The organism is Sphaerochaeta associata (assembly GCF_022869165.1).
In the GTDB taxonomy this organism is placed as follows: domain Bacteria; phylum Spirochaetota; class Spirochaetia; order Sphaerochaetales; family Sphaerochaetaceae; genus Sphaerochaeta; species Sphaerochaeta associata.
In genome coordinates, this window is record NZ_CP094929.1 from 2,069,032 (window position 1) to 2,081,369 (window position 12,338).

General features: G+C 47.4%; 13 protein-coding genes and 2 tRNA genes. 10 read left to right on the top strand and 5 right to left on the bottom strand.

Annotated features, from left to right (window positions below; translation table 11 throughout):
• Positions 1–105: 105 nt before the first annotated feature.
• Complete coding sequence (gene rpmB / locus MUG09_RS09570) at positions 106–336, bottom strand: 50S ribosomal protein L28 (RefSeq protein ID WP_244771200.1); 231 nt, start codon at positions 334–336, stop codon at positions 106–108.
• Positions 337–570: 234 nt separating this feature from the next.
• Here rpmB and MUG09_RS09575 point away from each other — a divergent pair, with 234 nt between their 5' ends.
• Positions 571–1,017, top strand: coding sequence for a hypothetical protein (locus tag MUG09_RS09575; protein ID WP_244771201.1), 447 nt, complete (start codon positions 571–573; stop codon positions 1,015–1,017).
• On the opposite strand, the gene MUG09_RS09580 is transcribed toward MUG09_RS09575, so the two are convergent.
• Positions 962–1,606: an endonuclease III domain-containing protein gene (locus tag MUG09_RS09580; protein WP_244771202.1), complete on the bottom strand. Its 645-nt coding sequence runs from the start codon at positions 1,604–1,606 to the stop codon at positions 962–964. The two genes, MUG09_RS09575 and MUG09_RS09580, sit on opposite strands and share 56 nt — an antisense overlap.
• A 60-nt stretch (positions 1,607–1,666) precedes the next feature.
• Here MUG09_RS09580 and MUG09_RS09585 point away from each other — a divergent pair.
• Positions 1,667–1,739 (top strand) — tRNA-Pro (locus tag MUG09_RS09585).
• 134 nt (positions 1,740–1,873) lie between these two features.
• Here MUG09_RS09585 and MUG09_RS09590 read toward each other — a convergent pair.
• Positions 1,874–2,287: a DUF4032 domain-containing protein gene (locus MUG09_RS09590; protein WP_244771203.1), complete on the bottom strand. Its 414-nt coding sequence runs from the start codon at positions 2,285–2,287 to the stop codon at positions 1,874–1,876.
• A 229-nt stretch (positions 2,288–2,516) separates the two neighbouring features.
• The gene (locus MUG09_RS09595; protein ID WP_244771204.1) at positions 2,517–3,143 is read right to left on the bottom strand and encodes a superoxide dismutase; all 627 of its coding nucleotides are present in this window, start codon (positions 3,141–3,143) and stop codon (positions 2,517–2,519) included.
• Positions 3,144–3,347: 204 nt separating this feature from the next.
• On the opposite strand from MUG09_RS09595, the gene MUG09_RS09600 reads away from it, so the two are divergent.
• Positions 3,348–3,421 (top strand) — tRNA-Arg (locus MUG09_RS09600).
• A 118-nt stretch (positions 3,422–3,539) separates the two neighbouring features.
• Positions 3,540–4,706, top strand: a complete 1,167-nt coding sequence (locus MUG09_RS09605; protein ID WP_244771205.1) for a tyrosine-type recombinase/integrase — start codon at positions 3,540–3,542, stop codon at positions 4,704–4,706.
• 225 nt (positions 4,707–4,931) lie between these two features.
• Here the strand turns inward: MUG09_RS09605 and MUG09_RS09610 are convergent, their stop codons facing one another.
• Positions 4,932–5,507 (bottom strand): hypothetical protein, encoded by a 576-nt coding sequence (locus MUG09_RS09610; RefSeq protein WP_244771206.1) that lies wholly within the window; start codon positions 5,505–5,507, stop codon positions 4,932–4,934.
• A 574-nt stretch (positions 5,508–6,081) separates the two neighbouring features.
• On the opposite strand from MUG09_RS09610, the gene MUG09_RS09615 reads away from it, so the two are divergent.
• The 6 genes from MUG09_RS09615 (at position 6,082) to putP (ending at position 12,127) form a co-directional block, all read left to right on the top strand.
• Positions 6,082–6,273: a hypothetical protein gene (locus MUG09_RS09615; protein ID WP_244771207.1), complete on the top strand. Its 192-nt coding sequence runs from the start codon at positions 6,082–6,084 to the stop codon at positions 6,271–6,273.
• Positions 6,274–6,560: 287 nt separating this feature from the next.
• Positions 6,561–7,691, top strand: coding sequence for an ABC transporter ATP-binding protein (locus MUG09_RS09620; RefSeq protein ID WP_244771208.1), 1,131 nt, complete (start codon positions 6,561–6,563; stop codon positions 7,689–7,691).
• Positions 7,688–8,629 carry an ABC transporter permease gene (locus MUG09_RS09625; RefSeq protein ID WP_244771209.1) on the top strand — a complete coding sequence of 314 codons (942 nt, stop codon included), beginning with the start codon at positions 7,688–7,690 and terminating at the stop codon, positions 8,627–8,629. Before MUG09_RS09620 ends, MUG09_RS09625 begins: the two co-directional genes overlap by 4 nt.
• Entirely contained in the window at positions 8,626–9,429 is an 804-nt protein-coding gene (locus MUG09_RS09630) for an ABC transporter permease (RefSeq protein WP_244771210.1), read from the top strand. Before MUG09_RS09625 ends, MUG09_RS09630 begins: the two co-directional genes overlap by 4 nt.
• Before the next feature lie 33 nt (positions 9,430–9,462).
• Positions 9,463–10,518, top strand: coding sequence for an extracellular solute-binding protein (locus MUG09_RS09635; protein WP_244771211.1), 1,056 nt, complete (start codon positions 9,463–9,465; stop codon positions 10,516–10,518).
• Positions 10,519–10,630: 112 nt separating this feature from the next.
• A complete protein-coding gene (gene putP / locus MUG09_RS09640) occupies positions 10,631–12,127 on the top strand; it encodes a sodium/proline symporter PutP (RefSeq protein ID WP_244771212.1) in 1,497 nt (498 codons plus the stop codon).
• Positions 12,128–12,338 lie beyond the last annotated feature (211 nt).

The window sequence follows — 12,338 nt, forward strand, 5'->3', positions numbered from 1 at the left end:
CATTTCAAGATAATGAACAACTCACTGAACAAATGTATCGTCTGAATATACAAAAAGAGCCCAAAAGTGGGCTCTCTGTCGATCGAGATTGCGTAACAACTGCTGTTATACGAGCTTCTCGACCTTTCCGCTCCTCAAGCAACGAGTGCAAATCTTAATGGTGCGGGGAGCTCCGTTGACCAAAGTCTTGATCGTTACGAGATTAGGGCGGAATACGCGCTTCGTGGTTACACCGATGTGCTGACCTACACCACCATGCTTCTTGGCCTGACCTTTTCTCGGAACACTGTTTCCGGCTACCGTTCCTTTTCCGCAAATCTCACATCTACGAGCCATAGCTATATCCACCTTGTCTTAATAATTCGTTAGTTGGCCGAACCGAGGCCTGTCAAAGTCACGGCTATCCTTGTACGGGCAACCTCTTGTCCGTGAGCAGTTCCACAAGGTTATCGCATTGGAGACTTCAACCTTTGCCAAATTACCAGATAACGGCTTTTGTGTAAAGAGAAAGGGTGCATCTTTTCTACTTTTTCCCTTGTCGAGCTTTGTTTGCTTGACTATCCTTATGGTATGGAAAGCTATTACATCCTCAGGTTGGGTAAGGACCTAAGAACAAAGTTGATGAAATTGAGGACGCAGTTGTTCGAGATAAGCGGTAAAGGCAGTTTCTGCTGTCTCGAGCCCTGCGTCATCCTCGGTCCCTGCGATTGTTCATCCACCCTCCCCTTTGTGCCCTGTCCCCGGCTCCCGATAACCATCGATGGAACGCTTAGGTATGAGGAGGGGCAGCTCTTTCTCCCCCTCGATCCAACAATTCTTTCCGACATTCGCACTGCATTGGGAACCGAGTATCCGATTTCCGGCATCCACCTCGGCACGGATCATGTGTCGGTACCTAGTGAAAGCTTTACGATCAGAAGTGTGAGCCTGGCTGTTCTCACCGTGGAACGGAGAGAGGACCTCACCCTTTGGAACGTGCTTTCAGAAAGGCATCTCGACTCGGACAGAGAGAACTGAGCGGGCAATCCTCGCACTCGGGCTTCTTGGCATGGCAGGTTGTTCTTCCAAATAGATTGGCTGTCATGGAGAACCGGTACTGCTTGTCCTCTTCCAAGAGAGCGGCTATCTCCTTCTCTACTTTCTCCGGGTCCTTTGCATTCACCAAGCCCAGACGGTTGACCACCCGTGAAAAATGCGTATCAACAATAATGGCACTCTTTCCGTAGATGTCGCCAAGGACACAACTGGCGGTCTTGCGTCCTACCCCAGGCAGCTTGATCAACTCATCCATGGTGTCGGGAAGCCCGCGGCCAAGCAAGGCTTTCGAGCAGGCGATGATGTTCTTTGCTTTGTTACGGTAATACCCTGTAGGATAGATAATGGATTCTACATCTTCAGCTGAAGCAGAAGCGAGCGAGGCTTTGTCAGGATACTTCGCAAACAGTTCCTTTACGACGATGTTCACGATCCTGTCGGTTGTCTGGGCCGAGAGAATGACGCTGATAAGAAAGCGGAAGGGATCACGTTGCTCCAAAAACTGGATGTCGGAGGGAAGCTGTGTGTCCAAGACGGTAAATATCTCTTGCATGCGTTGTTTCTTGTCCATAGGCTTCCTATGGTACCCCTTGACGCTTTGCTTCTCAAGTGCGTATACTCCAGAAAGTTTCGGGGCGTAGCCCAGTGGCTAGGGCACCTGCTTTGGGAGCAGGATATCGAAGGTTCGAGTCCTTTCGCCCCGATTCATGAAGGCAACCAGTGTTGGTTGCCTTTTTTCACGAGTAAAGGCCGCTTCCGAGCGGCCTTTGGTGTCTGGATATAACAAAAGGTGGCAACGCCACCTTTCAAGTTACAAATAAACTGGAGATATATCTAATTACGCTGCGTATTTGATCGACAGCAGTTTGGCAAGAATTCTTCCGATGGTCTTTCCATACTGTGCGTTGTAATCAAGTACTGCATCATATGCGTTCACTTCTTTCTGCTTCTCTACACTGAGATAGTACAGATGGTCACACACCTCGAAGAACAGGTCAGCTTTCCTTTTGCCGGGGAAGCTCATCTGCGTGGTCCAGGTTTCCATCACTTGGCTGATGGGCTCATACAGGTTGCTCATCCAGGAATAGACTGCTTCATCCCACGTGATAGGCATATTCAGGTTCTTTCCCAAAAAGTAGCGGTGGCCCTCGATATGAGAGGCGAGTTTATTATAATCTGCATCAAGGAACATATCGGTGTTCTTGATCAGGAATTCAATACTTTCTTTCTTGTGTAAATCATTTTTATCCATGATTTGCTCCTTTCGTTTGTTCTGTTTACACTGGTATTGTAAGGAGTTATGGCAATCTTAAGCAAGTACTAAAAGACTAATATATTTGTACTGTTCCGCTCAATATTTGGATATTTCCGTACTCTGTTTGCTATTAATTCACAGTTTGTATATTCCTCACACAGTTTTGATGCAAACAAAAGTCCCTCCTTTACATCAACAAAGAAGGGACTTCACAAGGCTGTGGAACCTACTGGTATTTGATCACCTGTTCGTACCGTTTCTGTACCTCGGACCAATCAAGGACCGACCAGAAAGCCTTGATATATTCGGCTCTCAGGTTCTTGTACTTCAGATAGTACGCATGTTCCCAAACATCGATTCCAAGAATCGGTACCCCCCCATTTTTCTGCATCAGCGGAGAGTCCTGGTTCGGAGTATTTACTACCGAGAGCCTGCCGTCGGCATGAGCGACCAGAAACGCCCAACCTGATCCAAACCTTCCGGCTGCCTGCTTGCCGATCTCATCCTTCAGTGCATCAAGGCTTCCGAATCCTTCTTTAATTCTCGTCTCCAGAATTCCGGATGGACTCTTTTTGGCATTCGGAGAGAGTGTCGCGAAGTACAGATTGTGGTTGGCAAAACCACCTCCGTTGTTTCGCACTGTCGTTCGCAGTGATTCATCCTTTATGCTGTCAAGATTGGAAAGAATATCCTCGATAGTGCGATCTTTCAGGCTTGCATCCTTATCCAAGGCTGCATTCAAATTATTAGTATAGGCTGCATGGTGCTTTGTATAGTGCGTCACCATCGTCAGTTCATCGATATGTGGCTCAAGGTCGGCATATCCATAGGGAAGTGCAACTTGTGTAAACATGAAGGTACCTCCTAACAAGTACTTTTATTCCTAGTAGTTTACTAGGTAAATACAGTATACCCATTATTCTTCCATTAGGCAAGCCCAAATATAATGGAACACCATTGTATCTGTACCAATACGTTTCTTCACAAGGCATCTTTACCTTTTTTCTGATTTACGGTAAGGTTTCCACGTTTCGGACACTTCAGTGTCTTTAAACGTGCGCCAATAGCTCAGTTGGATAGAGCAACTGCCTTCTAAGCAGTAGGTCAGAGGTTCGAGACCTCTTTGGCGTAAAACAAACAAAGTACTACCTAGAAATAAGATACTAGCAAGTTGGCTGGTATCTTTTCTTTTACCCAGTCAACAAGTCACCCTTGACTTACATCAAATTCTACATCAAAACTAGAGACCATGAGACATGAATACACTCTTTTCAAGCGCTACAAGGATGCCAAGAACAAGAAAGGCGTAGTTTGGTTCTTCTACTACTACGATGATGATGGAACGAGAAAACCTAAATCCACAGGCAAATCACTGAAGCATGAAGCCGTTGCCGTAGTGGAAAAGTTCCTTGCCCAGAATGACAGCAAAGACAGAACATTGAATGAGTATGCCAAGACGTTCTTTGTATGGGATGAATGTTTGTATATCAAACGTCAGCTGGCAAAGGGAAAGAGGTTTTCCAAGACCAATGCCACATTGAGAAGAAATCATCTGGACAACTACATCCTACCCCAATTCGGGAAACGCAAACTTTCCTCCTTGAATCGTGTGGAGATTGAAAACTGGCTCGTAGCATTGAAGAGCAAGAACACAGGGGAAGCTTTGTCCAACCAGACGAAGAATCATATTCTCTATGCCTTTCGTACCATTCTCAGAGAAGCGGAGCGAGAAGGCATTATTCCCTACAACTGTCTTTCCATTGTTGAGTCTCTAGCGGTTCAGCCAAAGACCAGAGATGTATTTTCCCAAGAAGAGCTACAGAAGCTATTCCCGAGCGACCTCGAAGCACTGACGAAGATTTGGAGGGAGGAAGAGTATGCATATTACTTTTTCATCCTGGCAACAACAGGTATGAGAAGAGGTGAAGCCAGAGCTTTGAAATGGAAGCATGTAATCGAGGACAAGAAGCGAAATGGTTTATTGATTGAAGAATCCATCAAGAACGATGATTCCACTGGGAGCACCAAGACAGGAAAAAGCAGAGTTGTGGTATTGAGCCAGAGAGCAGAGGAGATTCTGGAACATTGGAAAGCGAGTACGCCTTTCCATGATCCAGAGGATTTGATTTTCTATGGGAGCAATGGCAGCAGACCAATCATGGGAAAGACGCTGCAGAACAGATTTCAGAAAGCTTTGGAGAATGCAAAAATAGAGATTAACGGAAGGAATCTGGTAATCCACAGTTTCAGACATACCTACAATACTCTTTTGAAGAATGTACTTCCCTTGGATATTCTGCAAGAGACTACAGGCCATAGTTCAGAGAGCATGACCGAGAGATACAACCACCCTTCTTTGAAGGATAGTTATAGCAGAATCTTAGAGCACGAGGATGCATTTGATGGGCTCTTCTGATTCACACAACCATTAATCATTCTTTCCGCTACACTCGGTGATTTTGGTAAGCAAGCTCACTCAAAATATTCCTAGCTAAAGAAGAGAAGAGTTTAGAGAGTTTTCTAACAGAGCCTTGGTTTTTGAGCCAAGGTTTTGTCTTTATTAGGAGGACGCCAAAGAGTCCTGAATATGCCCAAACGGCCAGATATGGAGTAATAGATAAACCAGAGAGCTCCATATCTTCTATTCCAAATCTTCAAAATGCTTTCTTACTTTATTTACCAAAGTACTAAGTTCGATGTCTGTTCTTCCTAGCTGAGAGCTATAAGCAAGAAAAGAATCCGAATAATCAAGACTCAATTCTTCAGGTTCTATACCCTGCATCAATGGCTGGTTCTGTATCAAATATTCACAATGTGTATAGAATAGCCAGAAGTCTTCATATAATGCTTCAGTTAGGAACGGTGCATTTCCATATAACTTTTCCTTAAACTTTTCCAACCATTCCAATGCTTCATGATGACGTTTTTGAGTCTCTACTAACAAATCATGAGCGTTTCCTCCAAAATCCTCTATTTGAGGAAATATCTTGAATGAAGCTTCTGAAAGATAATGTGCTACTTCTGACAAATCTTTGCAAATTGCAAACTCTTCATCGAACCGAATATCACAAATATGCTTACCTTTCTGGAGTCCGTATTCTTCAATAAGTAATGATCGCTCGGCTTTAGCTTTTTTCCTTGCAAGATATAATGAGCTAGCAAAAGCTAGCACTGCCGTAATCGTTGAAATCACCAACTGACTGCATAATGTATTCATAAACATAAGAATATCACATCAATATCCATACCGATAGCTATAACCACTACACCAATTCTACATCAAATATCCTAATAACCCCTACTTTTGATGTATAATCGCTGATAGTTCTTGATAAAACCACTTGTTCTATATCGACTCTAATTCATTATATATTAATCGCTTATGATAGCTTTTAATAAAGTTTGATAAACCTAAAATTGCGCCTTCTAAGCAGTAGGTCAGAGGTTCGAGACCTCTTTGGCGTAGTAGATGTGATACCAACGGCATTGTTGGTATCCTTTTTTTTATTCCTCCTTCTTTGCTTACCGGCCAGCTTGAACCATCTTCTGATTTCCATTGAGAAGACCAAGGCAGCTTCTGCCACAGCGAACCTAATACTGAAAAATCGATGGTTCGGTTGAAAATTGATCAGAGCCTAATCTTGACGCCTTGCATAGAAGGCCCTACGCTTATGTCATGAGAGGCATACGCTTGTACTGCTTGTATGCGTCGCCTCGCATAAAGTTCAACAAACGCCTGTCCTTCATCAAACACCTTGAGGTGCGTGTACAATGCGAAGGAGACCCTGAGAATGTTGCCATTTGATCTGCGCATCCAGACACAACAGCATTTTGATTATTGCAGGGTCTTCAATTTCCCAAAGGAGGCCAAGCTGCTGAGATTCACGCGACTGAAATGGTTTGGGTACGACGAAGAAGGACCGGCGGTATATCGGGAGGACCCGGATACAGGGGAGGTTGTCCGCATCGATTTTCTCCATTGAATACACACGAGAAAAGCTCGCTATGCTGGACAGAACCGCAATATTGGTTTAGCCTTGACAAACAATTCGTTTTTTTATGCGACTCTCGTCATGCCTTGATACTCTTCTTTTTTATAAGTATTTGCATTGATTGGTTTTATTCTCTATTTTCCCAAGTAGGGCAAATTTTAGGCAAACTGCTTGACAGAGGCTCATAAATATTCGATATTCGCAGTGAATCGTAAAGGCTCCAAGGCCTCAAGTTTTGGAAATTCTATGCCTGAAGCGAGTGGAGGGAATGGAAAAGATTGAAAGGTGTTGAAGTTACTGTCGAACGGGTTTCCCGCTCCTATGGCGATTTCAAGGCACTCAACGATGTGAGTGTCAAGATAAACAAAGGTGAGTTCTTCTCACTGCTGGGGCCTTCAGGGTGTGGCAAGACCACCCTCTTAAGGATTATCGCTGGGTTTGATTACCCTGATACTGGAAGCGTGGCGTTTGACAACAAGGACATCTTGCCCTTGCCGCCGGACAAACGGCAATCCAACACTGTGTTCCAGACCTACGCCCTTTTTCCCCATCTTACCGTCTACGAAAACATCGCCTTCCCTTTACGTCTCAGGCGAGTGGACAAGCAAACAATCGAAGCAAAAGTCATGGAATATGTCCGCCTTGTGCAGCTGGAAGACCATGTATATAAAAAGCCTTCCATGCTCAGCGGCGGCCAAAAGCAACGTGTTGCCATTGCCAGGGCCCTGATCAACGAGCCGAGTGTACTTCTGCTCGACGAACCGCTCTCCGCCCTTGACGCAAAACTCAGGCAAAACCTGTTGGTTGAACTGGACCAAATCCATGACAAGGTAGGAATCACCTTCATTTATGTCACCCACGACCAAAGTGAAGCGCTATCGGTCTCGGACCGCATCGCCGTCATGAATAAAGGCAAAGTACTGCAGATTGGCACCCCCTATGAGATTTATGAGGCTCCTGCAACCCGCTTTGTCGCCCAATTCATCGGCGAATCCAACAGTTTCCCCTGCAAGGTGCTCTCATGCGAACCGTTTGAAGAGGAATACCTGATTCGTGTCGATGTTCCTGCCTTGCAAGGAGAAATATCGGTTACCGATTCCCAGCCGCAGGAGATCGGGGCGAATCTCGACTTCACGGTTCGACCCGAGAAGGTGAGAATCTCCACCAATCCTCCCCGTACAACGGCAAAGGAGCTCAACACATTCAAGGGAGTTGTTGATGAACCTGTGTATTCAGGCTTTCAATCAAAATTCTATGTTAAGCTCGAGCAGGCGCCTTCCACCCAGGTCAAAGTCTTCAAGCAACACACGGTGTTCCTTGAGGACGGCCCCGATATTGAATGGAAGGACACCGTCTACGTCAGCTGGACTGCAGCCGACGGTTATCTGGTAAAGGATACCGACCGATGAAAAAGACCCTCAAACCAAGGGAACGTGAACAACTGCTGGGGACCATCTATGGTGGTCCCATGGGCTTATGGTTCACCCTCTTCTTCACGGTCCCCTTGGGTATAATAATACTCTACAGCTTCATGAAACGAGGCCTGTATGGAGGTGTGGAGTGGGAGTTCACCCTGACCGCCTACAAGCAGATGTTCAACCCGAGCTTTGCAATGGTTGTGGTCAGGACACTGTGGATCAGCGTACTTTCCACATTCCTGTGCATTCTCATAGCCATCCCGTGCGGCTATGCCATGGCAAAGAGCAAACACCAGACCTTTCTGCTCTTTCTTATCATCATTCCGTTTTGGACCAACTCACTGATCAGAATCTATGCATGGATATCGATCCTCTCCACAGAGGGGTTCATCAACAGCGTGCTCATGCGCCTTGGCCTCATTGATCAAGGGCTGAAGCTTATCTACAACAACGGGGCGGTGGTACTGGTACTCATCTACATGTACCTGCCCTTCGCCATCCTTCCGCTGTTCACCACCATCGACAAGTTCGACTTCTCCCTGCTCGACGCAGCGCGCGACCTTGGGGCCACCAAACTCGGCTCCATCGTCAAGGTGATGTTCCCCAACATCAAGAGCGGACTGAGCACCGCCTTCATCTTTACCTTCATCCCCATTTTTGGAGCGTACACCGTACCCCTGCTGGTTGGAGGAAAGGATTCGACGATGATCGGGAACATCATCGTCGATCAAGTATCGAAGACAAGAAACTGGCCGCTGGCTTCTGCTTTCTCCATGATCCTCACCCTGATCTCACTGGTCGGAGTATTCTGGATGCTTTACAACGGCAAGCGGGAGCAGATGCAAAAAGAAGGTGGAACCAAGAAAACCACCCAACAGGCGCTTGAACACAACATCAAGGCACACCACAGCCATCGAGGCACCAAATGAACTACCATAAATACCAAAGCAAATCCGGTTTTTCATTTTCCTATGTGATGTTGGCACTGGTCGTCGTTTTTCTGTTCATACCCCTGTTTGTTGTAGTGTTCTTCTCCTTCAACAGCGCCAAGGGCATGCAATGGGACCACGCTTCGCTGATATGGTACAAGACCTTGATTTTCAACAGCCCCTCGCTTTGGGCTGCCTTCAAGAACAGCCTTATCATCGCACTGACCAGTGCTGTTACGGCAACTGCACTGGGCTCGCTTGCCGCCATCGGCATCAAGTGGTACCGCTTCCACGGCAGAAGCTACATCACCACTGTAAGCTATCTGCCCATGGTCCTTCCCGAAGTCATCATCGGTATCTCAATGCTGATTTTCTTCTCTGCGGTAAAGGTAAGACTGGGAATGTTCACCATCTTCGCAGCCCATACGACGTTCAACCTGCCCTTTGTGTTCATGATGGTTACTGCACGCTTGGATGAGTTCGATTACTCCACCGTAGAGGCTGCAAGGGACCTCGGAGCCAATGAACGGCAGACGTTGACCAAAGTCATCATTCCCAGCATCATACCTGCAGTACTCTCAGGGTTTTTGATGTGTATCACCATGTCCCTTGAGGACTTCGTCATTACATTCTTTGTATCCGGGCCTGGTTCGGGTACCTTACCCCTGTACGTGTATTCGATGATTCGCTACGGCGTCTCCCCGGTTATCAACGCACTGTCGTTCGTTATGATTCTCGGTACCATGGTCATCGCATTCACCTTCAGGAAATTCCTAAAGACTGTGGCTGCAAGCAGCTAAGGTTGGAGGCATCATTTCGTTCGGAGGTGCGTCATGCACAAAACATCTCGGTTTTTTCTCATACTGTTAGTCTGCATACTCATAGTGAGCAGTGTAGGCTGTAAGAAATCCAGCGGTCGGAATGGCAAATTGTATTTGTACAATTGGACCTACTACACACCCGACTCCCTGGTAGAGCAGTTCGAGAAGGAGACCGGCATCGATGTGGTGATCGACAATTTCGCCTCCAACGAAGAGATGTTTGCAAAAATCATGGCAGGCGGGAACGAGGGCTACGATGTCATTTTCCCGTCCTCCGACTATACCGCCATTATGATCAAGTTGGGACTTCTTGCTGAACTTGATCACAATTTATTGCCCAACCTCAAGTACCTCTCCCCGCTCTTCAAGGAAAAAGCTGCCTATGACCCCACATACCGCTACTCCGTCCCCTACTTCATGGGTTCCAGCGGCATTGCGGTAAACACCGAACGCGTTCCAAGCGACTACGATCGAACCTGGGCCATTTTCGCCGATGCACGTATGGCAGGCAGCATGTCGATGCTCGACGATATGCGTGAGGTAATGGGAGCCGCCCTGAAACATCTGGGATACAGCGGGAACTCCACCGACATAGAGGAGCTTCAGAGGGCGACCGACCTGATCAACACACAGTGGAAACCCAATCTGGTTAAGTTCGACTCTGAGTCCTTCGGCAAGGCCTTCAGCAGGGGTGAGTTTGTCGTAGTACATGCCTATCCGGAGAATGTTTTTGCTGAGATCAGCGCCGACAAATGGTCCACGATCGACTTCTTCATCCCCCCTGAAGGCGGCATGATGTACATCGACAACATGGTCATCCCCAAAGGTGCAAGGAACAATCAAGCCGCTCACGCCTTCATCAACTTCATCCATGACCCCAAGAATTATGCAGTATTTCTGGATACCTTCAGTCTTCCGCCTACCACCAATACCGGCGCATCGGCTTTCATGAAAACCGAACATAGCTTCTTCTCAATCGAAGATTTGTCCAATTCGGACAACATCAGTGACTTGGGATCGAAACTGGAGCTGTACAACGAGTTGTGGCAAACCATACGGTATCAATAAAAACGTGCATATTTATGCATGATTTTTACATTCTGTTCTGTTTTTCTCTTGCAACGTGGTTTTACAACAGGTATTCTGAACCAACATGCTTTTGATGGGGAGAGAATATTCCATGAACAGTTATCAACTAATCACAGCCCTCGCCTTTGCCCTCTACCTTGGCCTTATGCTGGCCATCGGCTTTTTTACCTTCCGCAAAACAAAGTCCACCAGCGACTACTTCCTCGGCGGTCGTTCCATCGGTCCATGGTTTACGGCCCTCAGCGCCGAGGCATCCGACATGAGCGGATGGCTCTTGATGGGCCTTCCCGGACTCGCCTACTTTACAGGTTTGCAGGAAGCTTTCTGGACAGCCGTAGGCCTTCTGGTGGGAACCTACCTGAACTGGCTTTTTGTAGCCAAACGAATGCGCAAGTACACCATCCATGCAAAGGACTCCATCACCATCCCCGAGTTCCTGGCAAACCGGTTCCATGACAAATCGAAAGTACTGCAGACAGTCAGCTCGATCATCATTCTCGTATTCTTCGTCGTGTATACAGCCAGTGGATTCTTGGCCTGCGCCAAGCTCTTCACCGCTGTATTCGGCATGAACTATTATGCAGCCCTCCTTCTTGGAGTGGTGGTCATCCTCGGCTACACCCTTCTGGGAGGGTACCTCGCCGTCGTCGCTACGGATTTCGTGCAGGGCAGTCTCATGTTTGTTGCATTGGTTGCAACAGGCTTCTTTGCCTTAGTGGCGGTAGGAGGTCCTGCACACACCTTTGCAAAGCTTGGTGAATTCGGACAGCACTTCATCAACCCCTTCATAACTCCTCCGGGAACCACGTATGGATTCCTGCAGATTCTCAGTGCTCTTGCCTGGGGCTTGGGATACTTCGGCATGCCCCATATTCTGGTTCGGTTCATGTCCATCAGAAGCAACTCCGAGGTAAAAACCAGCCGCAGGATCGCCATGGTCTGGGTTACCATTGCAATGGCGGCCGCCCTGCTCGTCGGTGTTGTCGGCAAGCTGTTCCTCCTCCCCATGACCTATGACAGCCAGAGTGCCGCCGAAGCAGTCTTCATCGCCAGCATGCAGAAGATATTCCCCACGTTCATCGCAGGTTTCTTCCTCTGTGCAATCCTCGCAGCCAGTATGAGCACCGCCGACAGCCAGCTTCTGGTGGCCTCATCAGCCTTCAGCAAGGATGTCTACAAGGCTCTGCTCCGAAAGGACGCCTCCGACAAGGAGACGTTGCTTGTAAGTCGTGTCACCGTGATTGTCATCACCATCATCGCAATCTTTTTGGCGATGGATCCCAACTCGTCCATCTTCGATGTTGTCAGCTACGCTTGGGCTGGATTCGGTGCCACCTTCGGGCCCGTCATCATCGCAGCCCTCTTCTGGAGAAGGGCAACACGCAATGGAGCCATCGCAGCAATGGTCGGCGGCGGTGCTACGGTAATCATTTGGAAACAGCTCTCAGGAGGACTCTTCGACGTCTATGAACTACTTCCAGGCTTCATTCTCGCCTCACTGTTGATGATCGTCTTCAGCCTTCTGGATAAAAATCCCGATAAAGCGATGCTTGCAGAATTCGATGCCTATATGGCCATCGAGGACTAGAGGTGCAACCGGGGAGAAATCCCCGGTTTTTTACTACTTCGCAAAAATTGTTACAAACCCCTTGACGTAAGCGAACCCGGACTTTATACTACTGCATTATCCAGCCTTTCGGTAGGATATTTTACTTGGAGGAGGCACACCATGATGCAGATGCAAAGCGCAACTGAATCTTCCGATCCTATGATGTGCCACATGGCACTCGCCTAAACAA